This is a genomic window from Shewanella sp. NKUCC05_KAH (assembly GCF_019345585.1).
Lineage (GTDB): Bacteria > Pseudomonadota > Gammaproteobacteria > Enterobacterales > Shewanellaceae > Shewanella > Shewanella oncorhynchi.
This window is the reverse complement of record NZ_JAHKQZ010000013.1, coordinates 97,990-113,712: the sequence shown is the minus strand read 5'-3', so window position 1 is coordinate 113,712 and position 15,723 is coordinate 97,990. Positions and strand designations below refer to the sequence as shown.

Here is a 15,723-nt window from a genome sequence, read left to right as displayed (position 1 = left end):
GCGCCACACTGTAGCGGTTTTACAGGTAAAAATCACCTTGAAGCATATTCAAATCAGCATCAAGTGCATAATTCACGGCGCACTCAAGATAGGGTGAGTTTATCAACATCAGCAATAGACTGCCGCTTACCTATGGCCTTTTCAATCCATTCAAGCACTTCAGCTGAAGTACTGCGAAACGTCGTTAACTTACCACCATATAAACTGAGTATTCGCGGATGGGAAATTGATGTTTTCATCAACGTATCCCGCGGTCGCTCAAAGGCTTGGCTATTTTGCTTAGGTAAAACCCGAATACCGCAGAAGGTTTGGGTAATTAAAGCCTTAAGCTCATCAATCTCCGGCGTTAGCGGGAAGTAATGCTTATAAATACCAAGCAGATAATTAATTTCAGACTCGGTCGCCTCAGGCGGCTTATCTAAAGAGGTTAATTCAGTTTCTGTGGTGCCGACTAAGGTTTGACCATACCAAGGCATCACAAATATTACCCGTTTATCGAAGCATGACTCTAAGTACAAGATGCCATCGGGCGCAGGAATATCCAGTAACACATGGGCGCCTTGCACCCAATCGAGTTCAACACCCGCAAGTGGGGGCAACACTTTACTCAACACCTCATTCACCCAAGGACCAGCGGCATTGATAACTAGACGCGCCTCGGCACTATGGGCCTCGCCCCTGTGGCTAAAACTCAGTTCACAGGTCTCGCGCTTGTGTTCCAACTCAAGAAATTCAGCCTCGGCATAGACTTCAGCGCCCAGTGCCTGCGCGCTGCGCGCCACCGCTTGAGTGAGCAATTTATCGTCGGTCTGCGCATCCCAATACTGAAATACGGCTTTTAATCCAGAGAGTTTTAATCCCTTGAAACGATGCCAATGCACAGCAGGTACTGACACAAATTGGCCTAAAGGATCAAATTCACTCAGCAGTGCATACATACTCAGTCCTGCGCGAATGGTCCAAGGACTGCGCTGACTGTTGTCGTACACGGGAATATAAAAGGGCACAGCTTTAACAAGTGATGGCGCAAGATTGAGTAAATGTCGCCTTTCAAGCAATGACTTACGGACTAAATTAATTTGTCCGGTTTCTAAATAGCGTAAACCACCGTGGATAAGCTTGCTGGAATTCGCTGAGGTTTGGCCGCCAATTTCGCCCTTTTCAATCAGCAAGGTGGAATAGCCCGCTGCTGCCGCATATTGGGCAATGCCGACACCGCTGATCCCACCGCCAATAATGGCTACATCGAAACAGGCCATAACTTACTCTCGCTAACCTTCAATAGACGACTGACCCGCTGAGCTTCAAGCATACAACCCATTGCACTCAGTCGAACCGCTAATAAGCGTTAATATGTCAATAAGTTAATCTTAGATCAAATCTCGACGATAAGAGTTTAATCAATACTGGCATGTAATTGCTTAAGTGCTTGATCGCACATAGTCTTTAAGGCTTTTAGTTCGCTCGCCTCGCCGCCGACTTTACAACGCATCAAATGGGGAATTTCACTTGCCTGTGTTTTGAGGGCAAGCCCCGCTGGCGTTAAGGCCAGCACTCTCACGCGTTCATCCTGCTCGCTACGACCACGAGTCACTAATCCTTTAGATTCTAACCGCTTCAGCAATGGCGTTAACGTGCCTGAATCGAGGAAAAGTTTATCGCCTAAGGTTTTGACACTAATCCCCTGCTCTTCCCACAGCACTAGCATGACTAAGTACTGCGGATAGGTTAGATCTAATTTGTCCAACAAAGGCCGATAGGCACGCACCATAGCATTTGCAGCACTATAAAGTGAGAAGCACACTTGATTCTCAAGACATAAAGCATTCTCTGTGCTGGCATTTTCGGCCATATCAACAGGATTAATACGGGTATTGGGTTGAAGCGTTGCCATAGGAAGATCCGACAAATTAAATATATTGCGCACAATATACTTGCATTCACACCAAAGATCGAATTATAGTTTATCACAATTGAATTGCGCGCAATTTAAATCAATTTACTTAATCCTTAATCTTAAAAGGTCTAATACTATGAAAACACTTTATGAAACACGTGCCACAGCAAAAGCGGGTCGTCAAGGTCAAGTCAGCACTGATGATGGTTTACTGGATGTCGCTTTAGCCTATCCAAAAGCCATGGGCGGTAGCGGTCTCGCCACGAATCCTGAACAACTGTTTGCCGCAGGTTATGCCGCCTGTTTCTCAAACGCCGTTTTGCACGTCGCAAAAATCGGCAAAGTGGATATTACCGAAGCACCAGTCAGTGCGGTTGTTGGGATTGGTGCCAATGACGCCGGTGGTTTTGCATTAGCGGTTGCCTTAGAAGTCAGCTTAGATTTACCGCAAGAAGCCGCAGAAGCCCTAGTGCGTCATGCACATCAAGTTTGTCCGTACTCGAACGCCACGCGCAATAATATCGACGTTAAACTTAGCGTAAATGGCGTAACGTTAGGCTAACCATAACCCATCATCGACACCTGTTGATAACGTCAGAAATAGAGCACCCTCGGGTGCTTTATTCTTTATTAGCCAATAACGACTCAAGCTGAGAGTGAGTGTGCATCACACCATTTCACAGGGAGATAAACTGGTTTCAGTTCCCAAAAAATTATTATTCGCGAGTTAACTAACACTTCTTAATATCTAATTTAATCAAAATGATTGATTTAAGTAGAGTAAGAGATAATCGAACCGTTTGACGATACTTAAACCCACTCTCTGTGGGAGGCGCTATGACAAAATATCTATCGAAATTATCTCTCTTTTGCTCGCTATTATTCCTCTTTGCCTTTTCTATCCCAAGCTGGGCCGAGACAACACCCTCAAGCTCAGCGGATCGAACGTGGCACTATGTGAATGCTCAGGGTGAACTCAAAATTAAGCTGTATTTCTTTTGGTCAAAAACCTGTCCGCACTGTGCAGAGGCCCATCCCTTCATTAATTCATTACCGCAAAAATACCCTTGGATAGAACTCGAATCCCATAGGGTGTCAGATCCCGGCGTACAGGATATTTGGCAAAATATTGCCTCCAAAACCAGTACTGAAGCACGCTCAGTACCCTATATGGCAAGTTGTGAAAAGGCCATTGTGGGATATTCAAGTGAAGCGGTAACGGGTGAATTTTTAGTCAATCGACTGAAGAATTGTTATTTATCCCTTGGCGGTAAACTGAGCGACGCTGACCTCCCCACCAAAGGAGCCACCAGCACAACCACAAGCGCTCAAACAGATGCACCGCTCTTTGGCACTTGTGGCACAGATACTGGCGAAGGCACCTGTGATGCCACCAGCTTAAGCGAGCCCGTTGCAGAGCCAGAAGTTCAACCCGTTGAATTACCTTTAGTGGGAGTAGTGACACCTGAGACTATGTCTCTGCCGTTACTCACCTTAGTGCTCGCAGGTGTCGATGCTTTTAACCCTTGCGCCTTCTTTGTGTTGCTATTTTTACTGTCGATAATGGTTAATGCCAAGAGTCGCAGCCGCATGTTACTCGTCGGCGGGATTTTCGTATTCTTCTCCGGCTTTATCTATTTCCTGTTTATGACGGCATGGCTAAACATCTTCCAACTGCTGGGGGCAGGCAGTGATGGCGGTATGATCATTTTAGCAGCGGGTTGTTTAGCTTTGATCGCAGGAGTCATCAATATCAAAGATTACTTCTTTACTAAGGGAGAAGTGACACTATCGATGTCGGCAGAAAATCGTACGAGTCTAATAAAACGCATGGGAAAACTATCCAATTCCAGTAACTTAGGCGCGTTACTCATAGGTTCTACTGTATTAGCTATCCTCGCCAACGCCTATGAATTACTTTGCACCGCAGGCTTCCCAATGATCTACACCAGTGTGCTATCTATGCACAATCTGCCAGACATTGAACGCTATATGTATCTGGTTTTATACAATATTGTATATGTGATCCCGCTGGCTATTATTGTTATCGTTTTCAGTGCGACCTTAGGCAAACGTAAGTTGACCGAAAAAGAAGGCCAAACCCTGAAACTTATGTCAGGCGTGATGATGTTAGGTATGGGTATCGCACTGGTTATTGACCCAACAGCACTGCAAAATGTGAGCCTAGCACTCGGATTGATCTTAGGCTCACTAGGCGTTACAGCAATAATTGTCATCGGCCGCAAACTGTTCACGGCCAAGGCAAAATAATTGCAGATTGGCAAATTCATGTGTAACGACTAAAGTTAACCGTGGGTTTGCCGATAAAGGGATCCAGCTTACAATCGAGGTTAGTTATGTCAATTTCACTGAATACCCAAGCTATCGCACCGAATCTAGAAAATGGTGCAATTGGCGTTAAGGTTGCTCAGTTAGCAAAAGAGCAGCAAAAAGCCGAAGGTAAAATCGCGGTAGATTTAATTGCAGCTGCGGCGCCAAAACCCGTAGGCAATGCAGGCCACAACATCAACACCACGGCCTAATTGTTAGCAATACAAAATCAAAAAAAGCGCTCTGATTATCAGGGCGCTTTTTTTTGTTATTTTCTCTAAAACGTCAGGCGAATTTAAGAAAAAGCGTTACCATTTACGTGCATAATAGTGAATGTCCACACCACAAACGCCAGTGGGATATGCACTAAGGCATAGAAACACTGATCGAGTCGCCCCATTCCTTTTGCTAACAAAATCAAATATAAGTGTAATCCAATCACCAAGGGAAATAGCGCTAACAACGGATAGAGTGCGACAGGATTTGCATCGGAAAATAAGCTGTGACTGAATAAAGCCCACGCCACCATAAAGGCGGTCGTCAACGGCGGCGTTGCAATGCGATATTGCTCTGGATAGGGAAACATCCTACGACCTCTGAGTCTCAATCAATAAATTTACGTTGTAGGTTTTCGCGCAATCAACTGGGCTTTATAACTGCTTTGAGTGGACTGCGGATCACATAATCGACCTTCAAAGTAATGTAAAGATTGCCAGTTAGCAAACACTGATTTGAGTTCATTTTCAGTAAGTAGGAAATCAGGGTTACGTGGCCTACCTATCTGCGCCTGTTGCATTGTAAAGGTTTCATAGACAATAAGGCCTGTGCTCTTAACCGCCTTAGCAATTTGTGGCAGTAATGGGCGATGCAGATAATTAAATACTAAGACAATATCGTACTCTTCAACCGGCAATAATGGTCCTGCCTCTGCTTCTAAATCCCTTTGTAATTTGTAAGCATTAGCCTGATCAATGTGTGACATGGCTGACAAATCTCGATCGATAAAAGTCACTTCAGCCCCTTGCGCTAAAAACCACAAACCATTACGCCCAGAACCGCAAGCGAGATCGAGCACCTTAAGTCCATCGAAGCAACTCAAGTCTAAGTTAGACACAGATGGATTAGGCCAAGCGAACTCTGTGATTAACGCAGCAGGCGTTAAAGTTGACGTATGGGTTACAGACATATCAATTAGCCCTTAATTTCTTTTTTCGAGTCAATTTGCCGACGATGCACAATAGAATAATGCCTGAGCCCTGCTGGACCATGGGACACGATAACTGACAAAAAAAGTATCACGATTAACAGCTCAGGTTTGTAATGAGCCAGCGGCACAAACAGGCCAAGCAAGCCTATTTTTACTAAAGTTAACACTCCCTTAAGCTGGATCAGCCAGCGCCAATCCCGTGCGATTTCCCACAACATTAATATGCAGCCCGTCGTCATCGCGAGATACCAATAACTCAACCATTGCACTTTATTTACATCTAATAAAATACCACCACCGACACCAACGATCCCTAAAATATGTAATGCCCTTAAACTGGTTTTACTCAAACGTTGAAACCAAAAACGTTTTTCTGATATGCCTTGTTTGTGCATTACAACCCCTTAAGAATCAATTGCGTAACATTTAATTAAAATGATAATATAATTTTATACAATAAAGGCTTTTGAAATAACATTATTTATAGAATATATAAAAATAAATAAGCCATCTCCTCAATATACAAGATTAAATTATAATATCTATAAAATACAAATAGATAAAACACACCACCAAAGCCATAATTCATGCCATTTTTATTTTATAAAGTTAAAATCAATCCATTCAATATGTTAACTCACGCATGTTATACCGTATTGAAGCAGTGATTAGCCTCAACTTCATTAATATTTCCCATCCGATTGCACATTTTAAATATGTTATTTTCGCTGTAACAAAGGTTATGTGATCTGAACACACATATACCTCTTTAGATAGTGCTAAATTTGCAAATGGAGAATGCTCTAACAGTGCGTGAGCTGCGTAAAAAATAAATATCACGCCACGATGAATAACCCTTATTAAGTAGATGAATGTACGGCGGAGGAACTATCATGTTCACAAGAAATATTCAAAAAACAGCACTAGCCATGCTGATCTCTGGCGCTATGGCAGGTACTGCCTATGCAGCACCAGAAGTGCTAGCCGATTTTCACGGTGAAATGGGTAGCTGCGACAGCTGCCACGTATCAGACAAAGGTGGCGTCACCAACGATAACCTTACCCATGAAAATGCTCAGTGTGTTAGCTGCCACGGTGATTTAAAAGAACTGGCCGCCGCTGCACCTAAAGATAAAGTATCACCCCATAAATCTCACCTAATTGGCGAAATTGCTTGTACTAGCTGCCATAAAGGTCATGAAAAATCAGTCACCTATTGCGATGCTTGTCACAGCTTCGGCTTCGATATGCCTTACGGTGGCAAGTGGGAACGTAAGTTTGTGCCTGTTGATGCAGACAAAGCTGCTCAAGATAAAGCCATTGCCGCTGGCGCAAAAGAAACCACTGATGTCGTGATCATAGGTTCAGGTGGTGCAGGTCTTGCTGCAGCCGTTTCAGCCCGTGATGCAGGCGCTAAAGTTATCCTGCTTGAAAAAGAACCTATCCCAGGCGGAAACACTAAACTTGCTGCTGGTGGTATGAACGCTGCAGAAACTAAGCCACAGGCTAAACTAGGTATCGCAGACAAGAAACAAATCATGATCGACGACACCATGAAAGGTGGTCGCAATATTAACGATCCTGAATTAGTCAAAACCTTAGCCAACAACTCATCAGACTCTATCGATTGGTTAACCTCTATGGGTGCCGATATGACTGACGTAGGTCGTATGGGTGGCGCAAGTGTTAACCGTAGTCACCGTCCAACAGGCGGCGCGGGTGTGGGTGCACACGTAGCACAAGTTCTATGGAACAACGCGGTGAAACGTGGTGCTGACATTCGCTTAAACAGCCGTGTCGTACGTATTCTTGAAGATGCAAGCGGTAAAATTACCGGCGTATTAGTGAAGGGTGAATACACAGGTTACTACGTAGTTAAAGCCGATGCTGTCGTCATCGCGGCGGGTGGTTTTGCTAAAAATAATGACCGTGTCGCTAAGTACGATCCAAAACTGAAAGGCTTTAAAGCAACTAACCACCCAGGTGCTACAGGTGATGGCTTAGATGTGGCATTACAAGCGGGTGCTGCAACTCGCGACTTAGAGTTTATTCAAGCTCACCCAACTTATTCACCTGCTGGTGGCGTGATGATCACCGAAGCGGTACGTGGTAACGGTGCGATCGTGGTTAACCGTGAAGGTAACCGCTTTATGAACGAAATCACCACCCGTGACAAAGCGTCTGCCGCGATTCTGCAACAAAAAGGCGAAAGTGCTTATTTGGTATTCGATGACTCTATCCGTAAGAGCTTAAAAGCTATCGAAGGCTATGTGCACCTGAAAATTGTTAAAGAAGGCAAAACAATTGAAGATCTGGCTAAACAGTTAGATATTCCAGCAGCCGAACTCGCTAAAACAGTGAAAGCTTATAATGGCTTTGTTAAATCAGGTAAAGATGCTCAATTTGAACGTCCTGACTTACCACGTGAATTAGTTGTTGCACCTTTCTACGCTCTCGAAATCGCGCCAGCAGTTCACCACACTATGGGTGGTGTTGTGATCGATACTAAAGCCGAAGTGAAGAGTGAAAAAACGGGCAAGCCTATTGATGGTTTATATGCAGCAGGTGAAGTCACAGGTGGCGTTCACGGTGCTAACCGCTTAGGTGGTAATGCTATTTCCGATATCGTTACTTATGGCCGTATCGCGGGTGCATCTGCAGCTAAATACGCTAAAGACAAAAAGTAAAATGCAATAACGGAGGGTTAAAGGACTAACCCTCAGCTCATAATAGTACGACTTTCAATATGAGAGCCCTAGCTTGAACACTTCAAGTAAAAGCAGTCAATCAATAAGCGAGCCGTCAGGGGCTCGCTTTTTTTATTCCCAATTGATGATAAAGCTCACTCTTTTAACGGGGAATTTTCTAAGGCTAAGGACAAAAAGCCCTAACTCACTTACACTCTTTGCCAGATAATGACATCAGCAAACCCGTTAGGTGACTGAAATGAGAATTGGATTTTTTAGCGCAAAACATTACGACATGCAGCACTTTAACCGCACAAATGCTGCGTTTGGTGCACAAATTGAGTACTTCGATTATCGCCTCTGCATGCAAACAGTGAAGCTTGCCGAAGGTTTTGAAATTGTCTGCGCCTTCGTCAACGATTCACTCTGTGAAGAAGTTCTGGTCGAACTCGCTAAGGGTGGCACAAAAATTATCGCCATGCGCTGCGCTGGATTTAACAACGTCGATTTAGTTGCCGCTAAACGCTTAGGCATGCAAGTCGTTAACGTACCAGCTTATTCTCCTGAATCCGTGGCCGAACATACAGTCGCACTGATGTTGACACTGAATCGAAAAATCCACAAAGCTTACCAACGCACCCGCGATGCCAACTTCTCCCTCGAAGGCTTAGTCGGCTTTAACATGTTCGGCAAAACCGTCGGCGTGATTGGTACAGGTAAAATCGGCGTAGCAACTATCAAGGTATTGCTCGGTTTTGGCTGTAAAGTCATTGCCTTCGATCCCTTTATCAATCCGGCTGTCATCGCGCTGAATGTTGAATATCAAGATCTCGACTCTATTTATGCCAACAGCGATATCATCAGCTTGCATTGCCCGTTGACCGCGGATAACCGTCACTTACTAAACCAAGCCAGCTTCGCCAAGATGAAACCCGGTGTCATGGTGATCAACACCAGCCGCGGTGGTTTACTCAATGCTTTCGACGCAATGGAAGCATTAAAACTGGGACAAATCGGCTCGCTTGGGCTCGATGTATATGAAAACGAAAAGGGCCTGTTCTTCGAAGACAAATCGAATGAAATTATTCAAGACGATGTATTCCGTCGTTTATCAGCCTGCCATAACGTGATTTTCACGGGTCACCAAGCCTTCCTCACCGAAGAAGCCCTAGGCGCCATTGCCAAAACGACCTTGAGCAATATAAAAGCACTATGTGCCGGTGAACTCTCTGGTAACGAATTGTTTTAACTGACAGATAAAATCCTGACTGCTAAAGTGAGGCTTCAACGTTTGAAGCCTCATAGAGGAATATAAATATGTTAGTGACTCAGGAAATTCAGGATATCTCCACGCCTTCAGGGCTAATGCGCACCTATATCTATCGCCCAGAAGCACAGGGAATATTCCCAAGTATCATCTTTTATTCCGAGATATTTCAGCAAACTGCGCCCATCGCCCGCACCGCCACTATTCTTGCTGGCCACGGTTTTGTGGTGTTAGTACCCGAAGTGTTCCATGAACTGAATCCTTTAGGCACTGTGCTGGCCTATGATGAATCAGGTAAAGATAAAGGTAACGCCGATAAATTTGCCAAACCCCTAGAACACCACGATAGCGATACCCAAGCACTGATCGATTTTGCCACTCAACAAACTTACTGCAATGGCAAAGTTGGCTCTATGGGCGTGTGTATCGGCGGCCACTTAGCCTACCGTGCCGCACTCAATCCCGCTATTTTAGGTGCATTTTGCCTCTATCCAACCGACATTCATTCCAACACCCTACCCTGCGCTTACGGTAATGACTCACTGAGCCGCAGCGGTGATATTCAAGGAGAATTAGTGTTAGTGTTCGGCAAGCAAGATCCCCACGTATCTGCGGAAGGCCGAGTACTAATTCACCAGCAATTAATGGCGCTGAACCGTAACTTCACTTGGCTTGAAGTCAACGCCCAACACGCCTTTATGCGTGATGAAGGCGAACGCTATGATCCCGCACTCGCACTGCAAATGTACCTGCAAGCGGTAGCTTTTTTTCAAAGAGTGCTTCACTAGTTTATAAATTAAACATACAAAAATATTAAATACTTAAGGAAAGAGTAAAAATGAAACCCTATAAAAATTTATCCTCAAAAAACTTAGCATTACTATTAATGATTACCCGAGTAACAACCGTTGTTTCGTTATTAGCCGTCGTGCTTTCATTAATTGGCCTAGCGAGTCAGTTTTGGATGACACGTGGATTTAGCCTTAACTTTTGGTCGACTGTGGGCATAGCTACTCTTATCCCCTCTCTACAAGTGCTTTTGGGCTCTGGTATCATAGCTGCTATCATTGCATTTGAAGAATCCTACCGCCAAAAGTCTGAAGCCTTTATCGCCTCGTTAAAATAGCATTTAGTGTTGCCAAAAATACACCTAACGATCTAACTTTTTAAAATAAAATGAATCACTAAAACCTTAACTAATATTATGGTTTTAGTGATTCATCCTTTCATATATTAAACTGCTAGTAAAAAGCAGATAATCACTATTCGGAATATATTTCATCGATAAAGCCATCTAAAACACCTATCTGCAAAAGGGGAAAACCTTTACCCCAAGAAATATCATATCCAATAGTAATGGCATTTGAACCTAGCTTACCAACACCAAGGCTGTATTCATTATTTGCATGAACTTCGATCAAGCATGGCAACAAAAATGCCCAAACATTGGATGAGGAGAGCTCAATATCTGTAGGAACAATGTCAGAAGAGGTAAGGAAATGAATAATCCTAGCAGTTGCATCTTTTCTAATCTGCTCTGCATTATTGATGAGTTTATCGAATGCCTCACATTGGGATACTGTTGGTCCCTCTTTTGTCCCCCAAATACGTATGAGAAAGCCATCCCCTAAATAAGGTATATCTAATTTCCTTTCCCAGATTTTTGATTGACCTTTTCCTGAAATATCACCAAAAGGAAAAATGGTTATTGACTTTACAAACATGCGAACTCCAAATAACTAAAGTTGCCAACCATAGCCAGATATATCAAATTTGTTAACAATTATGTACACGTATAACTCTGACTGTTCTCAATTACAAAGCAGTCATTATCTCCTTTAATTTTCGTGAATATTTTTTGCTGCCTGGTACTCTTATTTTTTTAAGGTAACGTTCTAGTTCATCTTGCTTTTCAATTAAGAGGCAGAACTCAATAATGTATATCACCAAGAAATTTTTATAAAAAGGCAGTGTTGCAATAACATCATCATTGCTCTCTTGCTCATCTGGTGCATCAATAAAAGTATCAATTTTTTTATCGAAGAAACGAGTAAATAGTGGCATGTTCGATGACACTATCTTCTCCATCTCTAAAATAGAAAACTCGGCGGCGTTTATTTTTTGTGCATCATAGGCTAATAACACTTTAGGTAGATCACATTCATTCACATTTACTTTACTATTCTTTTTTGCATAGACGAATAATGAACTATAAAGTTCAGTATCAATCAATTTGCCAACATCTTCTTCAATGACCATGTATCTATATCCTTTGTTACTCAGGATCAAACTTCTTTTTGCCTTCGAGTAAGGCCTGACGTTCGGCTAAGGGGGTTTGATCGGCCAGCTTTAACACTGCCTTTTGCAGCATGAGGTTATTAGGATAAGTGATGGTATCACCGTTATCGCGGTGAATAAGCACATGGAATAAAGCGATTTCGATGATCACGCCGCTAATATCTTCATCCTTATCAACTACCCGAATGCGCTCGCCGATACGGTAGGGAAACACGAAAAAGATCAGCACGCCAGCAGTTAAATTACTCAATATCGACCATTGAGCAACTAATGCAACGCCCATCACCGCAAAGGCAGATGACACAAATAGCGACACATCCTGATAGCCCAGTCCGAGCGAGACCGCCATCAAGGACAGAGTAATAAAAAACATCACATAGGAAATAAAACGGGTCACTAAACTGGTCCGTGCAACACTCACTTGCTTCATTTGCGCGAGTTTTCTAACCCAATGGGTTAAGGCGCGCTGTAAAAAGATAAACACTGCAAGATAAATACAGGCAAGCAGGATTTGATTTGTCATAATAGCGGCTCAATTAACTAAAACTGTCTGAATTCTAACTTTTTTGCGCGAGCAGTTATAGCCCGTGCAAACAAGCCAAACAGCTAAACCGAGTAATTAATCCAATATGGCCGATTCGACCCTCTTACATGAAACCCAAGACGCACTAGGCCCGATTCGTGTAATCGATTACGACGACTCACGGATCCTGTCCTTTGGGGATAACGATGAGCAGAGTAAGATCCTCAAGGCGGCGCCCCATATTCCCCAGCACACTTATGTGCAAGCCATGTTGTTGGTTTTACTATTTTGTAAGCCCAAGAGCGCTATTGTTTTAGGTTTAGGCGGCGGCTCGATTATTCACTCACTGCGCAATTTCGACGCGGCAATAAAGTTAACAGCGGTGGAATTACGCCCCGCGGTGATTGAGTTAGCTAAGCGCTATTTTCAGTTGCCGATAGGTAAAAAGCTCAATCTTATCAATGATGATGCTATTGCTTTTTTAGCTGCTGGCGATCATAAAAAAGTGGATGTAATTTTTGCCGATATTTATACAGCCAAAGGCGTTGAAACAGGGCAGCTTTCGCCAATATTCCTTGAGCAGTGCACTAACCTCATCAAACCCAATGGGTATTTAGTGCTGAACTGCTGGAAAGAGCATAGCCAAAATCGCGAGTTGTTAGCCGACTTACAACAACACTTTGCCCATGTGAACGCTTGTCTCACAGGCGGCGGTAATTGGGTGATTTTTGCGAGCCAATCGCCACAGCTTTTAGGCACCTCGGCCCTTAAAAGTAGTGCTCAATCTTTATCGCAACAATTGGGTTTTGCCCTTGATCGATCATTGACACGCTTTGGGCCTTGGATTTAATACTAATATCAGCAAAATAGCGTAAATTAGTTAACCCTAAGGCTGAGCTTTGATATTCTTCTCACACTTCCATGATATGAGCTGTCACCATGAAAAATAATAATAAATTGATGTTAAGCGTTATGGCTCTGGCGTGCCTTAACTCTCTCAATGCTAACGCCGAAAGTTTTAGTTTTGACACTCGTAGCTCACTGAATTCAGATACATTAGTGCTATTCCAAAGCGCTGATTCTACTACCTATGGGATCGACTTTTTACCTCAGTCGACCCAAGATCAATTAAACCTAGCAACGGCGGATAATATTTTTTCCGGCAAACGGGGGGAAATCCTCGAGATTTTGGTACCCAGCGAAATTGATGCTAAACGGGTCTTACTGGTCGGCATTGGCGATGCAAAAAACTTAACGCCCGGCGACATTAATACAATCGGTGGCAATGTTGCGGCCAAACTCGATACGGTTCCCCAAGCCACAGTGCGTGTACTCACCCAAGGCTTAACGGCCGCGCCGCTATTTGCCTCTGAGCTTGCCCACGGAATTGAACTACGCAGTTATCGCTACACTCAGTTCAAAGCGAGCCCCCGTGCCGAGAAGAATTACCAAATCGCTGTCGATGATTTAAGTCGCAACCAAAAACACCATAAAAATCTGCAAGCGGTTGAAGCAGGTGTGTTTTTAGCACGCGATCTGACAAACGCACCTGCAGACATTATGTATCCCGACAGCTTTGCTAACGAAGCCAGAAAACTCAAATCCCTCGGCGTTAAAGTCACGGTATTAGAAGCCAAAGATATCGAACGTCTACAACTGGGCGCCTTAGCTGCTGTAGGTAAAGGCAGCGAGCGCCCACCTAAGTTAGTGGTCGCCCATTGGCCTGGTAGCAAAGACGCGCCAATCGCACTGGTCGGTAAAGGCATCACCTTCGACTCGGGTGGTTACAATATTAAGGCGACAGGTACTTCAATCGCGCGGATGAAGTCAGATATGGCAGGTGCAGCCACAGTGCTTGGCACTATTAAAGCCATGGCGATTCAAAAAGCGCCAGTCAACGTAGTGGCGATTATGCCCATGGCGGAGAACATGGTATCGGGTCATGCAATGATCCCTGGTGATGTGATTAAAACCGCCCAAGGTCTCACCGTTGAAGTGCTCAATACCGACGCCGAAGGTCGCCTAGTGCTGGCCGATGGCCTCTGGTATGCAAGAGAAAATTATAAGCCATCAGTGATTATCGATGTTGCGACACTGACTGGCTCAAAAGTGAGTGCGTTAGGCAATGTTTACGCAGGCTTGTTTACCGATTCTGAGCCTTTAGTGCAGCAGCTAACTTATGCAGGTCAACAGGTTGGCGAAAAGGTCTGGCGCTTACCGTTAGATCAAGCCTATGCGGATGAGCTTAAATCCACTATCGCGGATCTCACAAACACAGGTAAAGAAGGCAGCGCGGGTGCTTCCTCTGCGGCCATGTTCTTAAAACGCTTTGCGGGCGAACAGCCTTGGGCACATATCGATATCGCGGGCAATGCCTTAACCGCCACCGATACCGCTGTTGTGCCTGCGGGGGCAACAGGTTACGGCGTGCGCTTACTCAGCACTTGGTTAACTCAACCCAAAGCACAGAACTAGAACCTAGAACCTCACTATCTTGTTTTAATTGTATTTACACTTTAAGGGATATCATTGGTATCCCTTTTTTATGCTCGAAATTTATCTTATCTCAATCAACAAAAACCAGCCGGCTAAATCCAAACTACACCCAATCACGCCAAACCCGCAGCAGTCGCAGAAAAACCGATTGAGTCCGACCTAATCGCATCATCATTCTACTAAACCGATTAAGATAATAGTTTTTATCCGTTATCTTAATTTTAATCGAGTCGGTAATATGCTTCACATCGACAGGACGCAAGCAAATGTCCTCGTTATGAACTTAAGCCATCATCAACTAAATGGAAGCATAAAATGACTCAATCAATTATCAACAGCACAATCAAACCATTCAAAGCCACTGCATTCCACAATGGTGAGTTCGTTCCAGTAACTGAACAAGACCTGTTAGGTAAATGGTCTGTTGTCTTCTTCTACCCAGCAGATTTTACCTTTGTTTGCCCAACTGAATTAGGCGACATGGCTGATCACTACGAAAAACTGCAAGGAATGGGTGTTGAAGTTTACTCAGTATCAACTGACACTCACTTCACTCACAAAGCATGGCATGACACGTCAGACACCATCAAGAAGATCAACTTCCCAATGCTGGCTGACCCAACAGGCACTATCAGCCGTAACTTCGGCGTGATGATTGAAGAAGACGGTTTAGCACTACGTGGTACTTTCGTGATTAACCCAGAAGGCCAAATCAAGGTCAGCGAAGTTCACGATTTAGGCATCGGCCGTAGCGCTCAAGAGCTAGTTCGTAAAATTCAAGCTGCTCAATATGTTGCTACTCACGATGGCGAAGTTTGCCCAGCTAAATGGCAACCAGGTGACGAAACATTAGCACCGTCTTTAGACCTCGTTGGCAAAATCTAATTTAGCCTGCAAAGCCTCAACCCCGCCAGTCTAGCATCCCAAGCTGATTGGCGTTACAGCCAACACAGTTGTAGCGCCACGCAGCAAAGGATTAAGCCCGCCCCTGCAAGGGCCTAGACTGGCCCCCTTACT

The 15,723-nt window shown here is 44.2% G+C and carries 18 protein-coding genes; 10 read left to right on the top strand and 8 right to left on the bottom strand.

Annotated features, from left to right (window positions below):
* Nucleotides 1-83 precede the first annotated feature (83 nt).
* Complete coding sequence (locus tag KO533_RS13165) at nucleotides 84-1,259, bottom strand: FAD-dependent oxidoreductase (protein WP_219254557.1); 1,176 nt, start codon at nucleotides 1,257-1,259, stop codon at nucleotides 84-86.
* Between the two features lie 137 nt (nucleotides 1,260-1,396).
* On the bottom strand, nucleotides 1,397-1,852 hold the full coding sequence (gene ohrR, locus KO533_RS13160; protein ID WP_251073438.1) for a hydroperoxide resistance transcriptional regulator OhrR: 456 nt from the start codon (nucleotides 1,850-1,852) through the stop codon (nucleotides 1,397-1,399).
* Nucleotides 1,853-2,033: 181 nt separating this feature from the next.
* On the opposite strand from ohrR, the gene KO533_RS13155 reads away from it, so the two are divergent.
* The 3 genes from KO533_RS13155 to KO533_RS13145 all read left to right on the top strand — a co-directional run bounded on the left by KO533_RS13155 (nucleotide 2,034) and on the right by KO533_RS13145 (nucleotide 4,440).
* Complete coding sequence (locus KO533_RS13155; RefSeq protein ID WP_131524696.1) at nucleotides 2,034-2,459, top strand: organic hydroperoxide resistance protein; 426 nt, start codon at nucleotides 2,034-2,036, stop codon at nucleotides 2,457-2,459.
* Between the two features lie 275 nt (nucleotides 2,460-2,734).
* On the top strand, nucleotides 2,735-4,168 hold the full coding sequence (locus KO533_RS13150) for a cytochrome C biosynthesis protein (RefSeq protein WP_219254553.1): 1,434 nt from the start codon (nucleotides 2,735-2,737) through the stop codon (nucleotides 4,166-4,168).
* Nucleotides 4,169-4,254: 86 nt separating this feature from the next.
* Nucleotides 4,255-4,440, top strand: a complete 186-nt coding sequence (locus tag KO533_RS13145; protein ID WP_028759392.1) for a hypothetical protein — start codon at nucleotides 4,255-4,257, stop codon at nucleotides 4,438-4,440.
* Between the two features lie 83 nt (nucleotides 4,441-4,523).
* Here the strand turns inward: KO533_RS13145 and KO533_RS13140 are convergent, their stop codons facing one another.
* Genes KO533_RS13140 through KO533_RS13130 form a run of 3 tightly spaced genes read right to left on the bottom strand, consistent with a single transcriptional unit; the run spans nucleotide 4,524 to nucleotide 5,830 of the window.
* On the bottom strand, nucleotides 4,524-4,814 hold the full coding sequence (locus KO533_RS13140) for a hypothetical protein (protein WP_105250069.1): 291 nt from the start codon (nucleotides 4,812-4,814) through the stop codon (nucleotides 4,524-4,526).
* A gap of 30 nt (nucleotides 4,815-4,844) precedes the next feature.
* Nucleotides 4,845-5,414, bottom strand: a complete 570-nt coding sequence (locus KO533_RS13135) for a methyltransferase domain-containing protein (protein ID WP_219254551.1) — start codon at nucleotides 5,412-5,414, stop codon at nucleotides 4,845-4,847.
* Nucleotides 5,415-5,419: 5 nt separating this feature from the next.
* A complete protein-coding gene (locus KO533_RS13130; protein WP_219254549.1) occupies nucleotides 5,420-5,830 on the bottom strand; it encodes a hypothetical protein in 411 nt (136 codons plus the stop codon).
* A gap of 498 nt (nucleotides 5,831-6,328) precedes the next feature.
* On the opposite strand from KO533_RS13130, the gene fccA reads away from it, so the two are divergent.
* From fccA to KO533_RS13110, 4 genes are all read left to right on the top strand, one after another.
* Entirely contained in the window at nucleotides 6,329-8,122 is a 1,794-nt protein-coding gene (gene fccA / locus KO533_RS13125) for a fumarate reductase flavoprotein subunit FccA (RefSeq protein WP_219254547.1), read from the top strand.
* Between the two features lie 259 nt (nucleotides 8,123-8,381).
* Nucleotides 8,382-9,371, top strand: a complete 990-nt coding sequence (locus KO533_RS13120) for a 2-hydroxyacid dehydrogenase (protein ID WP_105250073.1) — start codon at nucleotides 8,382-8,384, stop codon at nucleotides 9,369-9,371.
* A 68-nt stretch (nucleotides 9,372-9,439) separates the two neighbouring features.
* Nucleotides 9,440-10,177, top strand: coding sequence for a dienelactone hydrolase family protein (locus KO533_RS13115; RefSeq protein ID WP_131524705.1), 738 nt, complete (start codon nucleotides 9,440-9,442; stop codon nucleotides 10,175-10,177).
* Between the two features lie 50 nt (nucleotides 10,178-10,227).
* Nucleotides 10,228-10,515: a hypothetical protein gene (locus KO533_RS13110; RefSeq protein ID WP_173246570.1), complete on the top strand. Its 288-nt coding sequence runs from the start codon at nucleotides 10,228-10,230 to the stop codon at nucleotides 10,513-10,515.
* Nucleotides 10,516-10,651: 136 nt separating this feature from the next.
* On the opposite strand, the gene KO533_RS13105 is transcribed toward KO533_RS13110, so the two are convergent.
* The 3 genes from KO533_RS13105 to KO533_RS13095 form a co-directional block, all read right to left on the bottom strand.
* Complete coding sequence (locus tag KO533_RS13105) at nucleotides 10,652-11,113, bottom strand: hypothetical protein (RefSeq protein WP_219254546.1); 462 nt, start codon at nucleotides 11,111-11,113, stop codon at nucleotides 10,652-10,654.
* Between the two features lie 91 nt (nucleotides 11,114-11,204).
* Entirely contained in the window at nucleotides 11,205-11,648 is a 444-nt protein-coding gene (locus KO533_RS13100) for a hypothetical protein (protein WP_219254544.1), read from the bottom strand.
* 16 nt (nucleotides 11,649-11,664) lie between these two features.
* Nucleotides 11,665-12,210 (bottom strand): mechanosensitive ion channel family protein, encoded by a 546-nt coding sequence (locus tag KO533_RS13095; RefSeq protein WP_106651494.1) that lies wholly within the window; start codon nucleotides 12,208-12,210, stop codon nucleotides 11,665-11,667.
* A 106-nt stretch (nucleotides 12,211-12,316) separates the two neighbouring features.
* Between KO533_RS13095 and KO533_RS13090 the strand changes: the two genes are divergently transcribed.
* The 3 genes from KO533_RS13090 to ahpC all read left to right on the top strand — a co-directional run bounded on the left by KO533_RS13090 (nucleotide 12,317) and on the right by ahpC (nucleotide 15,591).
* Nucleotides 12,317-13,060 (top strand): spermidine synthase, encoded by a 744-nt coding sequence (locus KO533_RS13090; protein WP_113939824.1) that lies wholly within the window; start codon nucleotides 12,317-12,319, stop codon nucleotides 13,058-13,060.
* Between the two features lie 89 nt (nucleotides 13,061-13,149).
* Complete coding sequence (locus KO533_RS13085) at nucleotides 13,150-14,685, top strand: leucyl aminopeptidase (protein WP_198573862.1); 1,536 nt, start codon at nucleotides 13,150-13,152, stop codon at nucleotides 14,683-14,685.
* A 336-nt stretch (nucleotides 14,686-15,021) separates the two neighbouring features.
* Entirely contained in the window at nucleotides 15,022-15,591 is a 570-nt protein-coding gene (gene ahpC, locus KO533_RS13080; protein ID WP_105250080.1) for an alkyl hydroperoxide reductase subunit C, read from the top strand.
* Nucleotides 15,592-15,723: the final 132 nt, after the last annotated feature.

What these genes read in the sequence shown, in the direction of transcription:
- KO533_RS13115 (WP_131524705.1), top strand. Translation starts at nt 9,440, where the DNA reads ATGTTAGTGACTCAGGAAATTCAGGATATCTCCACGCCTTCAGGGCTA.
- KO533_RS13120 (WP_105250073.1), top strand. Translation starts at nt 8,382, where the DNA reads ATGAGAATTGGATTTTTTAGCGCAAAACATTACGACATGCAGCACTTT.
- KO533_RS13130 (WP_219254549.1), bottom strand. Translation starts at nt 5,830, where the DNA reads ATGCACAAACAAGGCATATCAGAAAAACGTTTTTGGTTTCAACGTTTG.
- KO533_RS13100 (WP_219254544.1), bottom strand. Translation starts at nt 11,648, where the DNA reads ATGGTCATTGAAGAAGATGTTGGCAAATTGATTGATACTGAACTTTAT.
- KO533_RS13105 (WP_219254546.1), bottom strand. Translation starts at nt 11,113, where the DNA reads ATGTTTGTAAAGTCAATAACCATTTTTCCTTTTGGTGATATTTCAGGA.
- ohrR (WP_251073438.1), bottom strand. Translation starts at nt 1,852, where the DNA reads ATGGCCGAAAATGCCAGCACAGAGAATGCTTTATGTCTTGAGAATCAA.
- ahpC (WP_105250080.1), top strand. Translation starts at nt 15,022, where the DNA reads ATGACTCAATCAATTATCAACAGCACAATCAAACCATTCAAAGCCACT.
- KO533_RS13165 (WP_219254557.1), bottom strand. Translation starts at nt 1,259, where the DNA reads ATGGCCTGTTTCGATGTAGCCATTATTGGCGGTGGGATCAGCGGTGTC.
- KO533_RS13085 (WP_198573862.1), top strand. Translation starts at nt 13,150, where the DNA reads ATGAAAAATAATAATAAATTGATGTTAAGCGTTATGGCTCTGGCGTGC.
- KO533_RS13150 (WP_219254553.1), top strand. Translation starts at nt 2,735, where the DNA reads ATGACAAAATATCTATCGAAATTATCTCTCTTTTGCTCGCTATTATTC.
- KO533_RS13135 (WP_219254551.1), bottom strand. Translation starts at nt 5,414, where the DNA reads ATGTCTGTAACCCATACGTCAACTTTAACGCCTGCTGCGTTAATCACA.
- fccA (WP_219254547.1), top strand. Translation starts at nt 6,329, where the DNA reads ATGTTCACAAGAAATATTCAAAAAACAGCACTAGCCATGCTGATCTCT.
- KO533_RS13155 (WP_131524696.1), top strand. Translation starts at nt 2,034, where the DNA reads ATGAAAACACTTTATGAAACACGTGCCACAGCAAAAGCGGGTCGTCAA.
- KO533_RS13095 (WP_106651494.1), bottom strand. Translation starts at nt 12,210, where the DNA reads ATGACAAATCAAATCCTGCTTGCCTGTATTTATCTTGCAGTGTTTATC.
- KO533_RS13140 (WP_105250069.1), bottom strand. Translation starts at nt 4,814, where the DNA reads ATGTTTCCCTATCCAGAGCAATATCGCATTGCAACGCCGCCGTTGACG.
- KO533_RS13145 (WP_028759392.1), top strand. Translation starts at nt 4,255, where the DNA reads ATGTCAATTTCACTGAATACCCAAGCTATCGCACCGAATCTAGAAAAT.
- KO533_RS13090 (WP_113939824.1), top strand. Translation starts at nt 12,317, where the DNA reads ATGGCCGATTCGACCCTCTTACATGAAACCCAAGACGCACTAGGCCCG.
- KO533_RS13110 (WP_173246570.1), top strand. Translation starts at nt 10,228, where the DNA reads ATGAAACCCTATAAAAATTTATCCTCAAAAAACTTAGCATTACTATTA.